Annotated in this window: 20 protein-coding genes and 1 pseudogene; 11 read left to right on the top strand and 10 right to left on the bottom strand. The window is 70.7% G+C overall.

Annotated elements, in window-relative coordinates; translation table 11 throughout:
- Positions 1–4 precede the first annotated feature (4 nt).
- Complete coding sequence (locus tag ACFT32_RS27320; RefSeq protein WP_382494263.1) at positions 5–1,621, bottom strand: carboxyl transferase domain-containing protein; 1,617 nt, start codon at positions 1,619–1,621, stop codon at positions 5–7.
- 87 nt (positions 1,622–1,708) lie between these two features.
- Here ACFT32_RS27320 and ACFT32_RS27315 point away from each other — a divergent pair, with 87 nt between their 5' ends.
- The 3 genes from ACFT32_RS27315 to ACFT32_RS27305 all read left to right on the top strand — a co-directional run bounded on the left by ACFT32_RS27315 (position 1,709) and on the right by ACFT32_RS27305 (position 4,542).
- Complete coding sequence (locus tag ACFT32_RS27315; protein WP_376388238.1) at positions 1,709–2,311, top strand: TetR/AcrR family transcriptional regulator; 603 nt, start codon at positions 1,709–1,711, stop codon at positions 2,309–2,311.
- 141 nt (positions 2,312–2,452) lie between these two features.
- Positions 2,453–3,610, top strand: a complete 1,158-nt coding sequence (locus ACFT32_RS27310) for an acyl-CoA dehydrogenase family protein (protein ID WP_382494260.1) — start codon at positions 2,453–2,455, stop codon at positions 3,608–3,610.
- Positions 3,611–3,645: 35 nt separating this feature from the next.
- Positions 3,646–4,542 carry an acyl-CoA thioesterase gene (locus ACFT32_RS27305; RefSeq protein WP_382494257.1) on the top strand — a complete coding sequence of 299 codons (897 nt, stop codon included), beginning with the start codon at positions 3,646–3,648 and terminating at the stop codon, positions 4,540–4,542.
- Here the strand turns inward: ACFT32_RS27305 and ACFT32_RS27300 are convergent.
- Entirely contained in the window at positions 4,535–5,323 is a 789-nt protein-coding gene (locus ACFT32_RS27300) for a phosphatase (RefSeq protein ID WP_382494255.1), read from the bottom strand. The genes ACFT32_RS27305 and ACFT32_RS27300 overlap by 8 nt on opposite strands.
- A gap of 93 nt (positions 5,324–5,416) precedes the next feature.
- Positions 5,417–7,036: a PucR family transcriptional regulator ligand-binding domain-containing protein gene (locus ACFT32_RS27295; RefSeq protein WP_382494252.1), complete on the bottom strand. Its 1,620-nt coding sequence runs from the start codon at positions 7,034–7,036 to the stop codon at positions 5,417–5,419.
- A gap of 144 nt (positions 7,037–7,180) precedes the next feature.
- Here ACFT32_RS27295 and ACFT32_RS27290 point away from each other — a divergent pair, with 144 nt between their 5' ends.
- The 5 genes from ACFT32_RS27290 to ppk2 all read left to right on the top strand — a co-directional run bounded on the left by ACFT32_RS27290 (position 7,181) and on the right by ppk2 (position 12,760).
- Positions 7,181–8,671 carry a sodium:solute symporter gene (locus tag ACFT32_RS27290; protein ID WP_382494249.1) on the top strand — a complete coding sequence of 497 codons (1,491 nt, stop codon included), beginning with the start codon at positions 7,181–7,183 and terminating at the stop codon, positions 8,669–8,671.
- 56 nt (positions 8,672–8,727) lie between these two features.
- Positions 8,728–9,711 carry an agmatinase gene (gene speB, locus ACFT32_RS27285; protein ID WP_376388231.1) on the top strand — a complete coding sequence of 328 codons (984 nt, stop codon included), beginning with the start codon at positions 8,728–8,730 and terminating at the stop codon, positions 9,709–9,711.
- Positions 9,708–11,393 carry a thiamine pyrophosphate-binding protein gene (locus ACFT32_RS27280; RefSeq protein WP_382494245.1) on the top strand — a complete coding sequence of 562 codons (1,686 nt, stop codon included), beginning with the start codon at positions 9,708–9,710 and terminating at the stop codon, positions 11,391–11,393. Before speB ends, ACFT32_RS27280 begins: the two co-directional genes overlap by 4 nt.
- A gap of 99 nt (positions 11,394–11,492) precedes the next feature.
- A complete protein-coding gene (locus ACFT32_RS27275) occupies positions 11,493–11,735 on the top strand; it encodes a DUF6411 family protein (RefSeq protein ID WP_184592951.1) in 243 nt (80 codons plus the stop codon).
- 32 nt (positions 11,736–11,767) lie between these two features.
- A complete protein-coding gene (gene ppk2 / locus ACFT32_RS27270) occupies positions 11,768–12,760 on the top strand; it encodes a polyphosphate kinase 2 (protein ID WP_382494242.1) in 993 nt (330 codons plus the stop codon).
- A 3-nt stretch (positions 12,761–12,763) separates the two neighbouring features.
- On the opposite strand, the gene ACFT32_RS27265 is transcribed toward ppk2, so the two are convergent.
- The 7 genes and pseudogenes from ACFT32_RS27265 to ACFT32_RS27235 all read right to left on the bottom strand — a co-directional run.
- Positions 12,764–13,192, bottom strand: a complete 429-nt coding sequence (locus ACFT32_RS27265; protein WP_382494240.1) for an ATP-binding protein — start codon at positions 13,190–13,192, stop codon at positions 12,764–12,766.
- 97 nt (positions 13,193–13,289) lie between these two features.
- Positions 13,290–13,898 (bottom strand): hypothetical protein, encoded by a 609-nt coding sequence (locus tag ACFT32_RS27260; protein WP_382494237.1) that lies wholly within the window; start codon positions 13,896–13,898, stop codon positions 13,290–13,292.
- 178 nt (positions 13,899–14,076) lie between these two features.
- Positions 14,077–14,679, bottom strand: a complete 603-nt coding sequence (locus ACFT32_RS27255) for a hypothetical protein (RefSeq protein ID WP_382494234.1) — start codon at positions 14,677–14,679, stop codon at positions 14,077–14,079.
- Between the two features lie 130 nt (positions 14,680–14,809).
- Positions 14,810–16,966 (bottom strand): ArnT family glycosyltransferase, encoded by a 2,157-nt coding sequence (locus tag ACFT32_RS27250; protein ID WP_382494231.1) that lies wholly within the window; start codon positions 16,964–16,966, stop codon positions 14,810–14,812.
- 81 nt (positions 16,967–17,047) lie between these two features.
- Positions 17,048–17,656, bottom strand: a complete 609-nt coding sequence (locus tag ACFT32_RS27245; RefSeq protein WP_382494228.1) for a hypothetical protein — start codon at positions 17,654–17,656, stop codon at positions 17,048–17,050.
- Between the two features lie 93 nt (positions 17,657–17,749).
- On the bottom strand, positions 17,750–17,974 hold the full coding sequence (locus tag ACFT32_RS27240; protein ID WP_382494226.1) for a DUF397 domain-containing protein: 225 nt from the start codon (positions 17,972–17,974) through the stop codon (positions 17,750–17,752).
- 83 nt (positions 17,975–18,057) lie between these two features.
- Positions 18,058–18,425: pseudogene (locus tag ACFT32_RS27235) on the bottom strand (Scr1 family TA system antitoxin-like transcriptional regulator); the annotation flags it as partial.
- A gap of 171 nt (positions 18,426–18,596) precedes the next feature.
- Between ACFT32_RS27235 and ACFT32_RS27230 the strand changes: the two are divergent.
- The 3 genes from ACFT32_RS27230 to ACFT32_RS27220 all read left to right on the top strand — a co-directional run bounded on the left by ACFT32_RS27230 (position 18,597) and on the right by ACFT32_RS27220 (position 20,053).
- Positions 18,597–18,824 carry a hypothetical protein gene (locus ACFT32_RS27230; RefSeq protein ID WP_382494223.1) on the top strand — a complete coding sequence of 76 codons (228 nt, stop codon included), beginning with the start codon at positions 18,597–18,599 and terminating at the stop codon, positions 18,822–18,824.
- Positions 18,825–18,847: 23 nt separating this feature from the next.
- Positions 18,848–19,138 (top strand): hypothetical protein, encoded by a 291-nt coding sequence (locus tag ACFT32_RS27225; protein ID WP_382494220.1) that lies wholly within the window; start codon positions 18,848–18,850, stop codon positions 19,136–19,138.
- A 63-nt stretch (positions 19,139–19,201) separates the two neighbouring features.
- On the top strand, positions 19,202–20,053 hold the full coding sequence (locus tag ACFT32_RS27220; RefSeq protein ID WP_382494218.1) for a serine hydrolase: 852 nt from the start codon (positions 19,202–19,204) through the stop codon (positions 20,051–20,053).
- Positions 20,054–20,117 lie beyond the last annotated feature (64 nt).

The following is a 20,117-nucleotide window of genomic DNA, read 5'->3' as shown; positions in this document are numbered from 1 at the left end:
CCCCTCACATCCGGAAGACGCCGAACTGGGGGTCACCCAGGGGCGCGTTGGCGCACGCGGTCAGGGCCAGGCCCAGGACCTGACGGGTGTCCAGCGGGTCGATCACGCCGTCGTCCCAGAGCCGGGCCGTCGCGTAGTAGGCGTTGCCCTGGCGCTCGTACTGGGCGCGGATCGGGGCCTTGAAGGCGTCCTCGTCCTCCGCCGGCCAGGACTCGCCACGGCCCTCCAACTGGTCGCGCTTGACGGTCGCGAGGACCGAGGCGGCCTGCTCGCCGCCCATGACGGAGATCTTGGCGTTCGGCCACATCCACAGGAAGCGGGGGGAGTACGCCCTGCCGCACATGGAGTAGTTCCCCGCGCCGTAGGAGCCGCCCACGACGACCGTCAGCTTCGGGACCCGGGTGCAGGCCACTGCCGTGACCATCTTGGCGCCGTGCTTGGCGATGCCGCCCGCCTCGTAGTCCTTGCCGACCATGAAGCCGGAGATGTTCTGGAGGAAGACGAGGGGGATGCCGCGCTGGTCGCACAGCTCGATGAAGTGGGCGCCCTTCTGGGCCGACTCGGAGAACAGGATGCCGTTGTTGGCGACGATGCCCACCGGGTGGCCGTGGATCCGGGCGAAGCCGGTGACCAGCGTCTGGCCGAACTCGGACTTGAACTCGGCGAACCGGGAGCCGTCGACGACCCGGGCGATGATCTCGCGTACGTCGTAAGGGGTGCGGGAGTCCACGGGGACAGCGCCGTAGAGACTCTGCGGGTCGACCTTGGGCTCGGTCGCCTCCGTGACCTCCCAGGGGAGCGTCCCGCGCGCGGGGAGGGTGGAGACGATGGTGCGGACGATGCGCAGGGCGTGCGCGTCGTTCTCCGCCAGGTGGTCGGTGACGCCGGAGACACGGGAGTGGACCTCGCCGCCGCCCAGCTCCTCCGCCGTGACGACCTCGCCGGTGGCCGCCTTCACCAGGGGCGGGCCGCCCAGGAAGATCGTGCCCTGGTCGCGGACGATCACCGCCTCGTCGCTCATCGCCGGGACGTACGCCCCGCCGGCCGTGCAGGAGCCGAGGACGGCGGCGATCTGAGGGATGCCGGCGCCGGACATACGCGCCTGGTTGTAGAAGATCCGGCCGAAGTGGTCGCGGTCCGGGAAGACCTCGTCCTGCATGGGGAGGAACGCGCCGCCGGAGTCCACGAGGTAGACGCAGGGGAGGCGGTTGTCGAGGGCGACCTCCTGGGCGCGGAGGTGCTTCTTGACCGTCATCGGGTAGTACGTGCCGCCCTTGACCGTGGCGTCGTTGGCGATGATCACGGTTTCGCGGCCGCTGACCCGGCCGATGCCGGCGATGACACCGGCGGCCGGGGCCTGGTCCTCGTACATCCCGTCGGCCGCGAGCGGGGCCAGCTCCAGGAACGGGGAGCCCGGATCGAGGAGGGTGTCGACGCGGTCGCGGGGGAGCAGCTTGCCGCGCGCGGTGTGGCGGGCGCGGGCCCTCTCGCCGCCGCCCTGGCCGGCTGTGGCCAGCTTGGCGCGCAGCTCGTCGACGAGGGTGCGGTGTGCCTCCTCGTTGGCCCGAAAGGGCTCCGACGCGGGGTCCGCCGCGGTCGTGAGCTCCGGTGCCTCGTACATCCTGCGGGTCCCCTCACCTTGTTAATGAGCGTTAACGCATTTCCTTCAGGTTAACGACCGCTAACCTCCCTGTCTAGAATTGTTTTCATGGCAACCAGGACCGACGCACCCACCCGCCGCGAGCAGATCCTCAAGGAGGCCGCCCGGCTCTTCGCCGAGCGGGGCTTCCACGGGGTCGGAGTCGACGAGATAGGTGCCGCGGTGGGGATCAGCGGGCCCGGTCTCTACCGGCACTTCGCGGGCAAGGACGCGATGCTCGCGGAGCTGCTGGTGGGGATCAGCGGGCAGTTGCTGACCGGGGCGAAGCGGCGGTTGTCGGAGGCGGAGGCGGACGGGGGCGTGGGGGCGGGGGTGGTCCTCGACTCGCTGATCGAGGGGCATATCGACTTCGCGCTCGACGACCGTCCACTGATCACCCTGCACGACCGGGAGCTGGACCGCCTCCGGGACAGTGACCGGAAGATGGTGCGCCAGCTGCAGCGGCAGTACGTGGAGCTGTGGGTGGGAGTGGTGCGGGAGGTGTATCCCGGCCTGGCGGAGCCCGCCGCGCGGTCGGCCGTGCATTCGGTCTTCGGGCTGCTGAACTCGACGCCGCATCTGGGGAGGGCCGGGGCGCTGGCCGGGCGGGGTGCCGTGGCGGAGCTGCTGCACCGGATGGCGCGGGGGGCGTTCGCGGCGGCGGGGGAGTGACGGCCGGCCGCGCCCCCAAGGCGCTCCGCCCCTCGGCGTGACGAGCGTTACCCCACTCCCACCCTGGACGCTTGTTGATACTCGCCGGTATCTTGGGGTGAGCAAGCGCTTAGACATACCGAGGTCCGTGGAGGTGGCGGCGTGCGCCGTACGGTGTTCAACGAGGATCACGAGGCGTTCCGGGAGACCATCCGCGCCTTCATCGAGGCCGAGGTCGTGCCCGTGTACGACGAGTGGTTCGCCGCCGGCCAGGCGCCGCGCGACTTCTACTACAAGCTCGGTGAGCTGGGGGTCTTCGGCATCAACGTGCCGGAGGAGTTCGACGGCGCGGGCCTGGAGAGCCACAAGTTCGAGGCCGTGCTCTACGAGGAGACCGCTCGCGCGGGCGTCGCGTTCGGCGGCTCCGGCGTGCACGTGCTGCTCGCCCTGCCCTACATCAAGATGCTCGCCACCGACGAGCAGAAGAAGCGGTTCCTGCCCAAGTTCGTCTCCGGCGAGGAGATGTGGGCCATCGCGATGACCGAGCCGGGCACCGGTTCCGATCTCGCGGGCATGAAGTCCACCGCCAAGCTCTCCGAGGACGGCACGCACTACGTCCTCAATGGCGCCAAGACCTTCATCACCGGCGGTGTGCACGCCGACCGCATGATCGTCTGCGCCCGCACCTCCGCGCCGACCGCCGAGGACCGCCGCCACGGCATCTCCCTCTTCGCCGTGGACACCAAGTCCGAGGGCTACTCCGTCGGCCGCAAGCTCGACAAGCTCGGCCTCAAGACCTCCGACACCGCCGAGCTGGCGTTCGTCGACGTCAAGGTCCCCGTCGAGGACCTCCTCGGCGAGGAGAACAAGGGCTTCTACTACCTCGGCCACAACCTGGCCTCCGAGCGCTGGGGCATCGCCTTCGGCGCCTACGCCCAGGCCAAGGCCGCCGTACGGTTCGCCAAGCAGTACGTCCAGGACCGCACCGTCTTCGGCAAGACGGTCGCGTCCTTCCAGAACACCAAGTTCGAGCTGGCCGCCTGCCAGGCCGAGGTGGACGCCGCCGAGGCCGTCGTCGACCGCGCGACCGAAGCCCTGGACGCCGGTGAGCTCACCCCCGCCGAGGCCGCCTCCGCCAAGCTGTTCACCACCGAGGTCGCGCACCGCGTCATCGACCGCTGCCTCCAGCTGCACGGCGGCTACGGCTTTATGAACGAGTACCCCATCGCGCGCCTGTACGCGGACAACCGCGTCAACCGCATCTACGGCGGCACCAGCGAGATCATGAAGTCGATCATCGCGAAGGACATGGGCCTGTAAACCGACCGTCGTCGAAGGCCGGTACAACAGTTCTCATGAGCCAGGCACTTCAGGATCTGCTCGATCTGCTCGACCTCGAGCAGATCGAGGAGAACATCTTCCGCGGCCGGTCCCGGTCCGCCGTCGTCCCCCGGGTCTTCGGCGGGCAGGTCGCGGCGCAGGCGCTCGTCGCCGCCGGGCGTACGGTCCCCGAGGACCGGCCCGCGCACTCCCTGCACGCGTACTTCCTGCGCCCCGGGGATCCCGGCGCGCCCATCGTCTACACCGTCGACCGGATACGCGACGGCCGCTCCTTCACCACCCGCCGGGTGGTCGCCGTCCAGCACGGAAAGCCGATCTTCCATCTCTCGGCGTCGTTCCAGGTGTACGAGGACGGCCTGGACCATCAGGAGCCGATGCCGGCCGCGCCCGACCCCGCCACGCTGCCCACCGGTGAGGAACGGCTGCGCGGGTACGGCCATATCGACCCGGCCGTGGTGGAGAAGTTCGCTCAGGCGCGGGCGGCCGTCGATCTGCGGTACGTCGAGGAGCCCCCGTACGGGAAGTTCGGCGAGCCGCGCGAGCCGCACTCGCAGGTGTGGTTCCGGACCAACGGCAAGCTGGGCGGCGCGGTCGACGAGCCGCTGCTGCACATCGTCCTCGCCACCTATGTCTCCGACATGACGCTGCTCGACTCCGTGCTGCTCGCGCACGGGCGCGGCGGCTGGGCCGTAGGGGACGTGGTCGGGGCCTCGCTGGACCACGCGATGTGGTTCCACCGGCCGTTCCGGGCCGACGAGTGGCTGCTCTACGACCAGGAGTCCCCGTCCGCGTACGGCGGCCGGGGACTGGGACAGGCCCGTATCTACACACAGGACGGGCGCCTCGCCATCTCCGTGATCCAGGAGGGCGTGGTCCGCGTCCCGCGCGAGCAGGGCCCGTCGTCTAGCTGAGGCCCGCCTCCGCCAGCAGGTACGCCGTCATCGGGTCGTAGTGGCGCGGGCTGACCACGTGGTCGTCGAGGGGCACCGTCACCTGCACGGTGCCCTCGGCCTCGGCGATGAACAGGGCCGGGTCGTTGCAGTCGGCGTAGCCGACGGAGTCGACGCCGTGCTGTCCCGCGTATCCCGCCCAGCCGTGGTCGGCGACGACCAGGTCGGGCAGGGGGCGGCCCTCGCGTTCCATGGCGGTCAGGATCGCCTTCATGGGTTCGCCCGAGTGGGTGTGCCAGAGGGTGGCGCCGTGCTCCAGCACCGCCACGTTCGCGAACTGCATGACGTAGCCCTCCTCGGTCGTCAGACCGTCCGGGATGACGACGATCTCGCAGCCCGCTGCGCGCAGCGCCGACGCGGTCGCGCCGTGCACGTCCAGCAGACCGCCGGGGTGGCCGGTGGCGAACAGCACCCGCTGCTGTCCGTCCGCCGCCTTGCGCAGCCGCCCGGCCATGCGCTCGAGTCCGGCGACGGTCAGCTCCGGGTCGATGGTGTCCTGGCCGTACCGGTGCTCGGGATCGTCGTTCACGCCCACCCGTTCCGCCATCACCGCGAGGACGTCCTGTTCGTCGGTCCAGCGGGTGCCGAGTTCCAGGCCGAGCCAGTAGTGGCGGTCGTTGTTCGCCAGCTTGCGGTAGTGGGAGAGGTTGTTCTCGCGGGGGGTGGCGACGTCGCCCGCGATGCGCGTCCTGACGAGGTGGTCGACGAGTTCGGCGCGGCTGGGTGTCCCGGGTATCGGCATGACAACCATTGTGGAGCAGCCGCCTGTGGGCGTCCCTGGCGTATCGAACGCTGGGATGTGCGTCACGTACTCAGAAGGGCTCCGCTCACATACTCAGATGTGCCGCAGCGCGAACCAGAGTTCCATCCGCACGTCCGGGTCCTCGAGGTCCGTCTCCAGCAGCGTCGCGCACCGGGTGACGCGCTGCCGCACGGTGTTGCGGTGCACGGACAGGGCGACGGCCGTGCGGTCCCAACTGCCGTGCAGGGACAGCCAGGTGCGCAAGGTCTCGGTGAGCGCGGGGTGTGCCGTGACGGGGGCGAGGAGGGTGCGGGCGTGGGCCGTCGCCTCGTCGGGCGGCACCAGGTCGGCGAGGGCGGGGCGCGGGGCGTGCCGCAGCAGCGGGGTCCGGGTGGCGCGGGCCCGGGCCAGGGCGCGGGACGCCTGGGTGTCGGCGGCGGGCCAGTCGTGCGGGGCGACGGCGGCGCTGACGCCCAGGGTCCAGCCGGGCAGCGGGGCCGGTGCCCGGTCGGCCGGGACCAGGACCCTCACGACGTCGCCCGCCGGGTCGACCAGGGCGGAACCGAGCGCGGCGCCCAGCGCGGAGGCCGCGACGGCGTCCGCAGCGCCCTCCCCGTCCGGCCGTGCCCGTACGACGACCCACCGCTCACCCCCGAGCAGCGGAGCGACCTCCTCGGGCGGCGCGCCCAGCAGCAGCCGCACCAGCGCCGAGGAACGAGCGGCACCGGTGCCGCTCTGCTGCTCGCCGGTGAGGAGCGAGAGAAGCACGGCGGCGACGGAGACGACGGTGTGATCACCGGGTGCCCGTTGCGGGCTCGCGACCCCGAGCACGAACCCGTGCCCGGCCCCTAGCGCGTAGGCGGCGAGGTGCGTGGCGGCGACGGTGTCGGTGGCGGAGGTGGGGGAGGGGCGGCCGGGGTCGGCGGGTGGCTGACGGCCGGCCGGCGAGGCGGGGCCGTGGGCCGAGCGGGAGGGTGCCGCCTCGGGCTCACCCGCCTGGGCCCTGGTCGAGTGCGCACGCGGTGTGGAGCCGGTCTGCGATGCCGCACCCGCCGGAGGCGTGGGGCGGTCCGGCCGTACGACCTCCGCCAGCCCCGCCAACGCCTCGCGCACCTCGTCCCCGGGCCTCCGCCCCGCCCCCGCGATCTCCGCGCCCTCCGGTCCGTACAGCACCGCCCATCCGCCCAGGCGCTGGGCGAGCTGGCGGAGGACCGAGGGGACCGGGTCGGGGCGGGAGGCGGCGGAGGTGAGGCTCTGCTGGGCCTCTGTGACGCGGCGGAGTTCGGCCAGGCGGGACTGGGCCATCAGCTGCCAGACCGCGCGGGCCACGCCCGAGAAGGTGGTCTGCGGCGGCACCTCCAGCAGCGGCAGGCCGTGTGTCTCGCAGGCCGCTACCAGCGCCCTCGGGACCGTGTCGTGCACCGGCGCCACCCCGAAGCCGAGAGCCGCGCCGCCCGCCGCCACGATCCGCGAGACGTAGTCGTCGAAGTATGTACCCGACCCCGCCGCCTCCGGGATGTGCACGCCCGCCGTGAGCAGCAGCTCCCCGCCCAGCAGATAGGGGTACGGGTCCGCCATCTCCGAGGTGTGCACCCAGTGGACGACCGTCCCGGGGTCCTCCGGACCGGCGATCCGGCGCAGGGAGAGGTCCTCTCTGGCCAGGAGGGACGTGAGGAGGACGGGGGGTGTCGGGGGGACCGCCGGGTCCGGCATGGTGTGCGTTCCCTCCATTCGATGCCGCTCGAATAGATGAAACGTACACTTCGCATTCGCTTTCCGGCCACCTAGTGTCAGTCCTCGTCAACCTCGTCCCCCGCGACCGAGCCCTGCGCCCTGTGCGTGCGCGAAGGAGGCCCCATGGCCGTCGACTACCTCGTGATCGTCGTCTACCTGGCCGGAATGCTGGCCATGGGCTGGTGGGGCATGCGCCGCGCCCGCTCCAAGAGCGAGTTCCTGGTGGCGGGCCGCCGGCTCGGCCCGGCCATGTACTCCGGCACCATGGCGGCCATCGTCCTCGGCGGCGCCTCCACCATCGGCGGTGTGGGGCTCGGCTACCAGTACGGCCTCTCCGGCGCCTGGATGGTCTTCACCATCGGCCTCGGCCTGCTCGCCCTGTCCGTCTTCTTCTCCGCCCGCATCGCCCGGCTGAAGGTCTACACCGTCTCCGAGATGCTCGACCTGCGCTACGGCGGCCGGGCCGGAGTGATCTCCGGCCTCGTCATGTGGGCGTACACCCTGATGCTCGCGGTGACCTCGACCATCGCGTACGCCACGATCTTCGACGTCCTGTTCGACATGAACCGCACGCTCGCGATCGTCCTCGGCGGCTCGATCGTCGTCGCGTACTCCACCCTCGGCGGGATGTGGTCGATCACCCTGACGGACATGGTGCAGTTCGTCGTGAAGACCATCGGCGTGCTGCTCCTGCTGCTGCCGATCGCCGTGGTGAAGGCCGGCGGGTTCAGCGAGATGAAGGCCCAGCTGCCCACCGAGTACTTCGACCCCCTCGGCATCGGCGGCGAGACGATCTTCACCTATGTGCTGATCTACACCTTCGGCATGCTCATCGGGCAGGACATCTGGCAGCGCGTCTTCACCGCCCGCAGCGACACGACCGCCAAGTGGGGCGGGACCGTCGCCGGTACCTACTGCCTCGCGTACGCCCTCGCCGGTGCCGTCATCGGTACCGCCGCCAAGGTGCTGTACCCGAAGCTCGCCAGCCCGGACGACGCCTTCGCGACCATCGTGAAGGAGGAACTGCCCGTCGGAGTGCGCGGGCTGGTGCTGGCCGCCGCCCTGGCCGCCGTGATGTCGACGTCCTCCGGCGCGCTGATCGCCTGCGCCACCGTCGCCAACAACGACATCTGGTCCCGGCTGCGGGGCGTCGTCAAGGCACCGGCCGAAAGCGCCGAGAACGCGGAGGAGCACGACGAGGTGAAGGGCAACCGGGCCTTCATCCTGATCATGGGGCTCGCGGTCATCTGCACGGCCATCGCCATCGACAACGTCGTGGAGGCGCTGACCGTCGCCTACAACCTCCTCGTCGGCGGACTGCTCGTGCCGATCCTCGGCGGGCTGGTGTGGAAGCGGGGCACCGTCTACGGCGCCCTCGCCTCCGTCGTGGTCGGCGGCCTCGCGGTCGTCACCCTGATGGCGACGTACGGCATCCTCGCCAACGAGCCCGTCTACTACGGGCTGCTCGCCTCGCTCGCCGCCTATCTGGTCGTCTCCTTCGCCACCCCGGCCACCGACGCCGCCGTCCTCGCCGCCTGGCGCGAGCGGCTCGCGGGACGGGCACCCGAACCCGAGTCCGCACTCGCGTCCGAACCGGCCGCGACTCCCCGGTAAGGTCATAAGGCAAGCAGTACATACGCGATGAAGCGTAGGAAAGAAGGCATTTCTTCATGAGCAGCAACGAGACTCCCCGCGGGCCCGTCGACTCCTCCCGTGTGCCGCGGTACGCGGGCCCCGCGACCTTCGCCCGGCTTCCCCGGCTGGACGAGGTCGGCGGACGGGCCGATGTCGCCGTGGTGGGCGTGCCGTTCGACTCGGGTGTCTCGTACCGGCCGGGCGCCCGCTTCGGCGGCAACGCGATCCGCGAGGCGTCCCGGCTGCTGCGCCCGTACAACCCGGCGCAGGACGCCTCGCCCTTCGCCCTCGCGCAGGTGGCGGACGGCGGCGACATCGCCGTGAACCCGTTCAACATCAACGAGGCCGTCGAGACCGTCGAGGCGGCCGCCGACGACCTGCTCGGCACCGGCGCCCGCATGATGACCCTCGGCGGCGACCACACCATCGCGCTGCCCCTGCTGCGCTCGGTCGCGAAGAAGCACGGCCCGGTCGCCCTGCTCCACTTCGACGCCCACCTCGACACCTGGGACACCTACTTCGGCGCCGAGTACACGCACGGCACCCCCTTCCGGCGCGCGGTGGAGGAGGGCATCCTCGACACCTCCGCCCTGTCCCACGTCGGCACCCGCGGCCCGCTCTACGGCAAGCAGGACCTGACCGACGACGAGAAGATGGGCTTCGGCATCGTCACCTCGGCGGACGTCTACCGGCGCGGCGCCGACGAGGTCGCCGACCAGCTGCGCCAGCGCATCGGCGACCGGCCGCTGTACATCTCCATCGACATCGACTGCCTCGACCCGGCCCACGCGCCCGGCACCGGCACGCCCGAGGCCGGCGGCATGACCTCGCGCGAACTGCTGGAGATCCTGCGCGGGCTGGCCTCCTGCAACCTGGTCTCCGCGGACGTCGTCGAGGTGGCCCCCGCGTACGATCACGCCGAGATCACGTCGGTCGCCGCGTCCCACACGGCGTACGAACTGACCACGATCATGTCCCGCCAGATCGCCGCGGCCCGGAAGGACTCGGAAGCGAAGTGACTCACGACCACGACCTGGTGCTCCGCCCGACGCCCGCCCAGACGGAGGCCGCCCTCAACCCTCCACCCGGCCGCAACGGCGGGGACCTGGTCGTGGAGACGCTGGCCGGGCTGGGCGCGACGACCGTCTTCGGTCTGCCCGGCCAGCACGCGCTCGGCATGTTCGACGCCCTGCGCCGCTCGGACCTCAGGTACATCGGCCTGCGGGTGGAGAACAACGCCGGGTTCGCCGCGGACGCCTACGGCCGGATCACGGGCGAGGCCGCGCCCCTGCTGCTGTCGACGGGCCCCGGCGCCCTGACCTCCCTCGCCGCGCTCCAGGAGGCGGCGGCCGCCTCGGCTCCCGTGCTGGCGATCGGTAGCCAGATCCCCAGCGCCGGCCTGGGCGGCGGCCGCCACGGCTATCTGCACGAACTGCCCGACCAGGCCGCCTCGTTCCGGGGCGTCGTGAAGTCGGTCCACACCGTCCGCACCCAGTCGCAGATCCCGTCCGCCATCGAGGCGGCCTGGAAGTCGGCACTGAGCGCCCCGCACGGACCGGTGTGGGTGGAGATCCCGCAGGACGTACTGCTCGCGACGACGGCGATCCCGGTGGTGACGGGCGGCGACGCCTTCCCCGAGGAGCTGCCGCCGCGCCCCGAACTGACCGCCGTGGCCGCCCACCTGCTGTCCCATGCCGAGCGCCCGGCGATCATCGCGGGCGGGGGAGTCGTACGGGCGGACGCCTCGGGCAAGCTGAAGCAGCTGGCGGAGCTGATCCAGGCCCCGGTCGTCACGACCCCCGGCGGCAAGGGCGCCTTCCCCTGGAAGCATCCCCTCTCGCTCCAGTCCTGGATCGAGGACCGGCACACCACGGACTTCCTTGAGGACGCTGACGTCCTGCTGGTGGTCGGCTCGGGACTCGGCGAACTCTCCTCGAACTACCACACGTTCGAGCCGCGCGGCCGGGTCGTCCAGATCGAGGCCGACCTCGGCAAGCTGGAGTCCAACCACCCGGCCCTGGGCATCCACGCGGACGCCCGCCTCGCGCTCCAGGCGCTGCTGGAGACGGTGTCGCAGCGAACGGACCCGGACGCTCCGGAGCGCGTACGCGAGGTGCTCGGGAAGGTCGCCGAGCGCATCGCCTCCCAGGAACTCACCCTGGAACAGGACGTGCTGGCGTCCGTCCGCAGGGCGCTCCCGGCCGACTCCCCGTCCTTCTGGGACATGACGATCCTCGCGTACTGGGCATGGTCGGCCTTCGACGCCAAGGGCCCCAACCACATGCACTCCGCCCAGGGCGCGGGCGGCCTCGGCTACGGCTTCCCGGCGGCACTCGGCGCCGCGGCGGCCGACCCGACCCGGCCGGTCCTCGCGGTCTCCGGCGACGGCGGCGCCCTGTACTCGATCGCCGAGCTGGCGACGGCCCGCCAGTACGACCTGAACGTCACCTGGCTGATCGTCGACGACGGCGGCTACGGCATCCTGCGCGAGTACATGAGCGACGCGTTCGGCGAGGCGACCGCGACGGAACTGACCCGGCCGGACTATGTGGCACTGGCGGAGTCCTTCGGCGTCCCCGGGGTCCGTACGACCCCTCAGACCCTGGAGCAGGACCTCGCCAAGGCACTCGCGTCGCCCGGCCCCTCGGTGGTCCTGCTCCCGGCCGTGCTGCGGATGTTCGCGCCGACGCATCTGGACTGAGCGCCGGCCGGACCGGCCGGGCCGCGTTCTCTCCCTCCTCACATGTGTGGGAGAAGGCGGGGCACTCGTGGAGCAGTCCACCAGCGAGAGGAGTCGATCATGGTAGTCGCCGTCGTCATCGGCGTGTGTGTGGTCCTGGCCGTCCTGGCGTTCCTCGTCCCCCGTCTCTCCCGCCATCCCGAACGCGGCACGCAGCGTACGCTCGGGGCCGGGGCGCGGGCCGGTGGCAAGGCGCCCGGCGTTCTGGGACGGCTCTTCAGCAAGCCCTTCCACAGCAGCTCGCGGGCGGTGAGCCGCAGCGGTTCCGCAGGCCGCCGCACCCGCGGCCGCATGCCCTTCTGAGCGACGGTGCGGGCCGAGCGGGGAGCGCGGTGATGAACACCGAGAACACCGAGAACGCCGAGAACGCCGAGAACGCCGAGAACGCGGACAAGCTGCTGGACGGGCTGACCGTGGATGCCAGCCGACGGGAGCGGCCGATCGTGCTGGACGCGGACGGGCGTCCCATCCGGACGTGGCAGGAGAACCATCCGTACGACCACAGGGTGGGCCGCAAGGAGTACGAGCGGACCAAGCGCGTCCTGCAGATAGAGCTGCTCAAGCTGCAGCGCTGGGTCAGGGACACCGGCGCACGCGTGGTCGTCGTGTGCGAGGGGCGTGACGCGGCGGGCAAGGGCGGCACGATCCAGCGGCTGACCGAGCGGCTCAACCCGCGCGGCGCACGCGTGGTCGCCTTGGACAGGCCCACCGAACGCGAGACGGGGCAGTGGTACTTCCAGCGGTACATCGCGCAGCTGCCGACGGCCGGGGAGATCGTCCTGTTCGACCGCTCCTGGTACAACCGGGCCGGCGTGGAGCGCGTGATGGGATTCTGCTCCAAGGACGAGTACGAGCTGTTCCTCGACCAGTGCCCGGCCTTCGAGCGGATGCTGGTCGACGACGGCATCCTGCTGATGAAGTTCTGGTTCTCCGTGTCCCGCTCCGAGCAGCGCACGCGCTTCGCGATCCGGCAGGTCGACCCGGTGCGCCAGTGGAAGCTCTCGCCCACCGATCTGGCCTCGCTGGACCTCTGGGACGACTACACCGAGGCGAAAGTCGACATGTTCCGCGCCACGGACACCGCACACGCCCCCTGGACGGTGGTCAAGAGCAACGACAAGCGGCGCGCCCGGCTGGAGACCATGCGCAGTCTGCTGTCGCGCATCGACTACGCCAGCAAGGACCGTGAGGCGGTCGGCACACCCGACCCCCTCATCGTCGGTGCCGCCGACACCCTCCTGGAGCCCGGCGAGGAGGACACCACGCTGTCACCGACGCCGCTGTCCGCCGGCGCCGACGGGCCCGGCAAGCACCCCGGGACCGACTGACACTCACTCACCGGGGCCGGTGCCGGTATCGGTGCCGGCCCCGGCGGGGCAGAAGCACGCAGTCACCGTCTTGCCGTGCCGCTGACACCTCATCCCCCACGCATCGGCGAGCTTCCGCACGATGGCCACGCCACGGCCGGAGACATCCCCGGGCTCCGCGTCGCGCCGGCGCGGCAGCGTCGGGTCCTCGTCGTGGACGCTCACATGAAGGCAGTCACCGTCCCACGTGAGGACCAGGTGCGCGTCGCTGTGCGCGTGGATGTGCGCATTGGTGATCAGCTCGGACACGGCCAGCACGATGGCGTCCACCATGTCCGGCTCGGCAGCGGCCCAGGGCAGGGACTCGAGACGTTCACGTGTCCACTGCCGCCCGGCGCGCACTCCCTCGGACATGGGGAACGAGTGCGCCCACCCCATCGCCTTCACCGCCACTGCCCGGCCTCCCGTCCTTCGTGCACACAGCAGCTCGTGCCTGAACCGGGTACCCGGCACCCGCGGCGACAGACCTGGATGCCGGGTTCGAACAGGTCTACAAGCCGTCGCGGACCATCGCGGCGACGATGTGGACGTGCCGGTCGGCCGCCGTGCCCGACCACTCGTTGTCGTAGTTCAGTCCGTAGGGCCAGAAGTGCCCGCCGCCGGTGGAGATCTTGGCGCCGGAGCCGTCGTACTGCCTGACGAGGGCGGTGGCCTGTCCGCCGGTCCAGGTGCCGCTGCCGCCGAGGCGGGACCAGCCCGAGCTGGTGCCCACGCCGATGGTGTGGGAGATCTCGTGCAGGGCCGTCCGCTCGTTCATATAGCTGCGGTTGCTGCCGAAGCGGATCGTCCCGTTGATGTTGCCGTCGGCGGTGGGGACGCCCGGCTCGTAGCGGACGGTGAGGGTCTTGCCCAGGTCGCTGAGGTTGTTGTAGCGGGCCACGGCGGCGTTCATGGCCCTGGTGATGAGGTCGTAGGCCGAGCGCTGGTCCTCGGTGGGGTTGCTCGCGCGGACGAGGGACCAGGTGATGGTGGCCGCCGCGGCGCGGTCGCGTGCCGGGGCGGGGGCCGCGGTGGTCTGCGGGGTGGCGGCCTGGGCGACACCGGGGCCGGCCAGCAGGGCGGCGGTCAGGGCGGCTATGAGTGCCTTGCGTGGGCTCATGTGCGGATCCTCCTGTGGGGGTGGTCGTCACGAAACTTGCGAAACTTCGCACGACGTTCGGGATCTCGGACAAGCGGCGCCACCGTCCGCACAAAGCCCTTGAACGACACGGCAGTTGGCGCGCTGTCGACCGCAAGTATCCCGGCGGGAAAGGAGGCGTCAAGAGTTCCGGCAGGGATCAGTGGAACCAGAAGAGCAGCGTGTCAGGGTTCGTCCCGAGCTTCCGCGCGCTCTCCCACTCCTCCGCCTCGAACCGCATGGCGTCGACGAACCGGCGGGCCGCGCCACGGAATTCGGGGTCGAGGCGGTCGAGTACGCGCGTGTAGGCGTCGGCGAGGTCGGCGGCGCGCCGGGCCGGCAGTGTGCCGATCGCGGGCACCGCGTCGCCGGGGTGGGGCAGCCGCAGCGGCGGGCCGCTGAACAGGAACGTGCCCGGGAGCAGGTCGGACGGTACGCCGTGACGGGCCAGTTCGTCGTCCATGGCGAGGAACCACGTCGGCCGGCGCCAGGCGCCGAGGTCGGCGGGGTCGGAGAAGTGCGCCGCGACGGCCTGGTAGAAGGCGTAGCTGTAGGCGGGGCAGAGGTCGGTGCTCGGGGTGCCGTCGATCAGCTCGTCCAGGGCCCGGCTGATGGAGACGTCGAGGCAGATGCCCTGCTCCCGGAAGCGGGCGTCGGTCCGCTCGCACTCCGTGCGCACGCGGGCGAGTGTGCGCTCCTGCCGCTCGGTCCGCTCCACCGCCGTGAGCAGCCGCACCACCGTTCTCATGTCGCCGGTGCTCATCTCGAGGCAGTAGCCCACCGCTGCGTTTCCCTTCACCCGTTCGCCGGACACCCGTGTACATGATCGGGGACGCGGGAACGGCCCCGGACCGAGAGGCCGGGGCCGTTCGACTGCGTGTGGTCGGGTCGGGTCAGCTGACGTCGGACGCGTCCAGGCGGTAGACGGCCGACTGGCCGGACTGTGAAGAGGAATCGGAGCCGTTGCCGGAGTCCGTACTCGTACTGTTGCTGTAGTCGCTCTCCTTCACCGCGGTGCCGTGCTTCTGCACCCACGCCGTGACCTCGGAGCTGACGGAGGAGCCGCCGCCCGGGCCGCCGCCCATGCCGCCGCCGAGCTGGATGTAGTGCAGTTCGCCCTTCTTCACCAGTTCCTTGAGCTTGGCGAGCGTCATCGCCTTGTCGCTGCCGGACCAGCCCCACATGGAGATGACGGGCTCCCCGCTGCTCACGATGAGCTGGGCGGCGCCCTGCGAACTGGACACGGCCAGTAGCCACTTGGCGCCGTCCTGGTGCTTCTTCAGGTACGCGATCAGCTCGCTGCTCGCGCCGCCGCCCATGCCGCCGGGCTGACCGCTCGCGCCGTTCTCGGCCGTACCGCCGCCGGGGGCCTGCCCGCCGGACGGCACCCCGCCACCCGGGAAGCCGCTACCGGCCTGGGCGTTGCCGCCGCCCGCCTGCGCGTTCCCGCCCTGCTGGCCACCGCCACCCGGCATCCCGTCACCGGAACCGCCCGGGAATCCCCGGCCGCCACCGCCACCGCCACCGCCACCGGGCCCGCCGAAGCCGCTGCCCGTCGACGGCCCGGCGGTCGGGTTCGTACCGCCCATTCCACCGCCGCCGCCCGACCCGGACGGCACAGACCAGGCGTACGCGGCCGGACCCGCCACGGCGGCGACGACCGCCGTCACCACGGATACCGCCAGCAGCCGTACCCGTACACCGGACGCGGAGCGGAAGACGAGCAGTCCCACGATCGCCAGCGCCATGACCACGGCGATCACCGGCCACAGCCAGGTGTTCCAGCCGGAGGCCCGCCGCAGGAGTACGACAGCCCAGACGGCCGTGATGCCCAGCCCCGCCGGCAGCACCCACGCCCACCGCTTGTCGGCGCGGAACGCGCGCAGCAGCATCACACCGCCGCCTCCGCACAGCGCCGCGATGCCAGGGGCGAGCGCGGTCGTGTAGTACGGGTGCATCGTGCCCTCGGCCAGGGCGAAGGTCAGGTAGTGCAGGGCCGTCCAGCCGCCCCACAGCAGCAGCGCGGCGCGGGTGAGGTCGGTGCGCGGGGCGCGGCCGCACAGCACCAGTCCGCCGACGCAGGCGATGGCCGCGAAGGGGATCAGCCAGGAGATCTGGCCACCGAGGATGTCGTTGAAGAGGCGGCCGAGCCCCGCGGTACCGGAGAAGCCGCCGCCTCCGCCACCGCCGCCTCCGCCGTTGCCCTCGCCGCCGAGGATTCGGCCCAGGCCGTTGTAGCCCATGATCAGGTCCCAGGCCGTGCCGTCCGCCGAACCGCCGATGTAGGGGCGGTCGTCGGCCGGGACGAGGGAGACCGCCGCCGCCCACCAGAAGCTGGAGACGGCGAGGGCGACGCCCGCGACGAGGAGGTTGACGACGCGCTTCACGAGCTTCGGCTTCGCCGCGTACAGGTAGACCGCGAAGACAGCGGGCAGCGCGATGTACCCCTGGAGCATCTTCGTGTTGAAGGCGAGGCCGAAGCACACCGCGGAGCCGACCAGCGGCAGCAGCTTGCCGTTGTGGACGGCCCGCAGGGCGAGCGCCGCGCCGCCGGCCATCAGGAACACCAGCAGCGTGTCGGGGTTGTTGTCACGGTTGATGGCGACTGTGATCGGGGTCAGGGCCAGGACCAGCGCGGCCACCGTCGCCGCGCCGTGGCCCCACACCCGCTTCACCGAGGCGTGCACGATCCAGATCGTCGCCAGCGCGACCAGGACCAGCGGCAGCATCATCTGCCAGGTGCCGTAACCGAACACGCGGCACGACAGGCCCATGACCATCAGCGCGAACGGCGGCTTGTCGACGGTGAGGAAGTTCCCGGCGTCCAGCGAGCCGAAGAACCACGCCTTCCAGCTCTGTGTGCCGCTCAGCACGGCCGCGCTGTAGAAGCTGTTGAGGCTGGATCCGGACAGGTTCCAGGAGTAGAGCACCGCGGCCAGGGCGAGGATCGCGAGCAGAGCGGGCAGCGACCAGCGCGGGGCGGCGGTGTCCCCGGGCGGGGGCGCGGCGGGCTCGGCGGTGCGGATCTGGGGTTCGGTGGCAGATGTCACCCCTGCACGATGCACACCGCCGATGGGGGCGGACTGTGTCCTGTCTGGGAGCAGGCTGTGGATGACCCGCTGGACGGGACGTTACGGAGATGTGCTCCAGGGGGTGAGCAGGTCTTGGAGCAGCTGGGCGAAGACGCTGTCCAGCGTGTCCTCCCAGGCCTGGTTGCCGGCGGCTTCGGGGCACAGGGCGGTGGGGCGGGCGATCCAGAGGATCTTCCAGGGCCTGGTGTTCAGCGCGGCGTCGCCCCAGATCCCGCCGTGCGGGGAGAGCGGGTGTAGCAGATCGCTGATCCGTTCCGTGGCGACCCGTACCAGTGGGCCCTCGATCACGCTGTGCGCGGTCGTGAAGGCCCCAGGGGAGGAGCGGGCGATGGCGGCCGTGGTCGGATGGCGACGGATGGTGCGCGCGACTTCGGTCAGGTGGTGGGTGATTCCTGTGGCGGTGCCGTCGCTGGGACAGGTGCGCTGAGCCTTGTCGAAGGCGTGCGCCAGTTCCGTCCTGAGCGCGAGCAGGTGCAGCGCGGTAGCCGACTTCCAGTTGGCATAAAGGAAGTTGCGTGACGTTCCGCAGCTACGGGCGATGGCCGCCAGAGAGACATGCAAGCCGTCGGTGCGCATGAGTGTGCGCACTGTGGCGATCACGTGCCCCGTGCTGTGAGGGTCGTGCAGGTACGAGAATCCCGGGCTCATGCCACCCATCCTTCGTAAAGCGTGAGCACGTGGGAGGCAGTCGCCATTGATGCGCTCGAATGAGCGACGGGTGAACGGGGGAGGGAGGAGTGCTCAGGGGTTTTGGGAGAGGTGCTGTTTGATGGCGGTGATGAACGATGACCAACCATCAGAGCCAAAGACCAACGCCGGGCCCTGCGGGTTCTTGGAGTCCCGGACCGGAAGGCCTGATCCGTAGTCGTCCAGCACCTCGACGCAGCTGCCTCCGTCGTTCCCGCTGTACGACGACTTGCGCCAGCCGCTGAGTGTGGCGGCGTTCGGTATCGTGCGCTCAGTCATGGTGTCCGTATTCCTTCGCTGTCGCCTTGAGCAGGGCGAGTGACTCCCTCAATGGCAGTGCATCGCCCATATGGAGGCCCTCACACTACGGGCGTCAGTGGGTCGGAGAGGATCTTTGATCGCTCAAGCCGTGTGACGACGAGCCTGTCACACTCCTCTTCACTCCACGGGGGGAAGGCGGTGCTCAGGACCGCACGTACGTACCTCTCCGTTTGCAGGATGCCGGGCACATGGGACAGCGCGAACTCGCGGATCATTGTTGCCTGTTGTTCGAGCTCCAGCGCCGCCGCGAAGTGATCAGCAACTGCTCGGTCATCCTGCGGCAGGGGCGTCCCGCCTCGATGTGCGAGATGTGCGACCGGGTCATGACCGCCATGTCGGCCAGTTGCTGCTGCGTCAGCCCTGCCGCCTCGCGCTGCTGCTTGAGCCAGTCACCGTACGTGCTGGTCATGGCCACTCCCTTGCGCCAAATGCCTGGTCACACCGCACCCTCTGGCGAGCCTAGCCCGGCACCTCTCACTCTGTGAGTGGATCGCTACACAAAGCGATACCCCCGCGACCGTGTCGACCGGTCCGGGGGCGTGGCTATCAACGCCCCTAACAGACCTGCGGAGTTGAAGACATGAGTCACCGTATCGCCCGTCTCGCCGAGCCGCTGTTGCGGTTCCGTCACGCGGGCTCCCGCCCCCTGCGTGGTGAGGACAACGCCCTGGTCCGCCCCTATCTGGTCGCCCATGAGCGGCGCGAGGAAGCCCGGCGGCGGCAGGCCCGACGACGCGGCCTGCGGATCGCCGTGCACGGCATCGACATCGCCCCGCGGGTCATCCACGGCGTCGAGGCGGCCGCGTGACCGGCGACGGCCATGCCGAAACCGTGAGACTGCTCCCCTGGTCCGGTCAGGGAGGCAAGCCCTGTTACCTCGTCGGCGACGGGACCGGATACCTCTCCCGCGTGGCCGACGACATCGAGTGCGTGCAACTGGGTATGTCGGCCCGGCTCCTGGACCACGCCACCGACATGCTCGCCGACCACAAGGTCACCATCGCGCAGCTCCGTTTCCTGGTGGCCCGGATGACCGAGGCGCTGCGCGATGTTCACCGCATCGCGGAGAGCAGGGGCGCCAGACTTCCCGCACCCGACAGCGGTCACGTCGCCTCCCGGTAACGACTCGTACAAGCCTTCACCAACGCCTACAACCTTTGCCCCCGGTCCGCGAGTCAAGGGTGCATGACTTCTGGGATATCCCGCCGCGCGAGAGTGCTGGCGGCGGCCGTGGGTACGGGTGTGCTCGTGCCGCTCGTCGCCACCGCCACGCCCGCCGCCGCTGCCACACCGACCGTGACCTGCACCTCGGCCAAGGCCGGCCTCGCCGCCAAGCTGAAAAAGGACATCACCGCCGCGCTCGCCACCCGCAAGGGCACCGTCGCCGTCGGCCTCTACGACCGCAGTACCAACACCACCTGCACGCTGCGCGCGAGTTCCGCCTACGACTCGGCCAGCGTCGTCAAGGTGACGGTTCTCGCCACCCTGCTCTGGGACGCGAAGAAGACGAACCGGTATCTCACCGACCGCGAGAACACCCTCGCCAAGGCCATGATCACCAAGTCGGACAACGCGGCGACCTCCACCCTGTGGAAGCAGCTCGGCATGACGAAGATCAAGGGCTTCCTCAGCGCCGCCGGCATGACCCAGACCAAGCCCGGCGCGAACGGCTACTGGGGCCTGACCCAGATCACCGTCACCGACGAGCAGAAGCTGCTGAAGCTCCTCACCGCCAAGAACGCGGTCCTGAGCGACAACTCCCGTTCCTACATCCTGAAGTTGATGGGCCAGGTCGTCTCGTCCCAGCGCTGGGGCACGCCGTACGGGGTGCCCTCGGGAGTCACCGTGGCCGTCAAGAACGGCTGGCTGCAACGCTCCACGAACGGCTGGCGGGTGCACAGCGTCGGCGCGTTCAAGGGCGGCGGCCACGACTATGTGATGACCGTGCTCACCCACGGCAACAGCACCATGGACTACGGCATCGCCACCATCCAGGCCGTGGCCAAGGTCATCCACAAGGACCTGGCGGCGAGCTGACCGTTCACCACGAGCCCAGCCTTCACCCCGCGGCCTACCCGGCGTCACCGGCCCGTCCTACGGT

Origin of the sequence: Streptomyces sp. NPDC057002, from assembly GCF_042673825.1 — a bacterium.
Classification (GTDB): domain Bacteria; phylum Actinomycetota; class Actinomycetes; order Streptomycetales; family Streptomycetaceae; genus Streptomyces.
This window is presented reverse-complemented; position numbering and strand designations above follow the sequence as displayed.

Bases quoted from the DNA above. Each gene is read 5' to 3' on its own strand.
- ACFT32_RS27320 (WP_382494263.1), bottom strand. From the start codon at position 1,621: ATGTACGAGGCACCGGAGCTCACGACCGCGGCGGACCCCGCGTCGGAG.
- ACFT32_RS27315 (WP_376388238.1), top strand. From the start codon at position 1,709: ATGGCAACCAGGACCGACGCACCCACCCGCCGCGAGCAGATCCTCAAG.
- ACFT32_RS27305 (WP_382494257.1), top strand. From the start codon at position 3,646: ATGAGCCAGGCACTTCAGGATCTGCTCGATCTGCTCGACCTCGAGCAG.
- ACFT32_RS27300 (WP_382494255.1), bottom strand. From the start codon at position 5,323: ATGCCGATACCCGGGACACCCAGCCGCGCCGAACTCGTCGACCACCTC.
- ACFT32_RS27295 (WP_382494252.1), bottom strand. From the start codon at position 7,036: ATGCCGGACCCGGCGGTCCCCCCGACACCCCCCGTCCTCCTCACGTCC.
- ACFT32_RS27290 (WP_382494249.1), top strand. From the start codon at position 7,181: ATGGCCGTCGACTACCTCGTGATCGTCGTCTACCTGGCCGGAATGCTG.
- speB (WP_376388231.1), top strand. From the start codon at position 8,728: ATGAGCAGCAACGAGACTCCCCGCGGGCCCGTCGACTCCTCCCGTGTG.
- ACFT32_RS27275 (WP_184592951.1), top strand. From the start codon at position 11,493: ATGGTAGTCGCCGTCGTCATCGGCGTGTGTGTGGTCCTGGCCGTCCTG.
- ppk2 (WP_382494242.1), top strand. From the start codon at position 11,768: ATGAACACCGAGAACACCGAGAACGCCGAGAACGCCGAGAACGCCGAG.
- ACFT32_RS27260 (WP_382494237.1), bottom strand. From the start codon at position 13,898: ATGAGCCCACGCAAGGCACTCATAGCCGCCCTGACCGCCGCCCTGCTG.
- ACFT32_RS27255 (WP_382494234.1), bottom strand. From the start codon at position 14,679: ATGAGCACCGGCGACATGAGAACGGTGGTGCGGCTGCTCACGGCGGTG.
- ACFT32_RS27245 (WP_382494228.1), bottom strand. From the start codon at position 17,656: ATGAGCCCGGGATTCTCGTACCTGCACGACCCTCACAGCACGGGGCAC.
- ACFT32_RS27240 (WP_382494226.1), bottom strand. From the start codon at position 17,974: ATGACTGAGCGCACGATACCGAACGCCGCCACACTCAGCGGCTGGCGC.
- ACFT32_RS27230 (WP_382494223.1), top strand. From the start codon at position 18,597: ATGAGTCACCGTATCGCCCGTCTCGCCGAGCCGCTGTTGCGGTTCCGT.
- ACFT32_RS27220 (WP_382494218.1), top strand. From the start codon at position 19,202: ATGACTTCTGGGATATCCCGCCGCGCGAGAGTGCTGGCGGCGGCCGTG.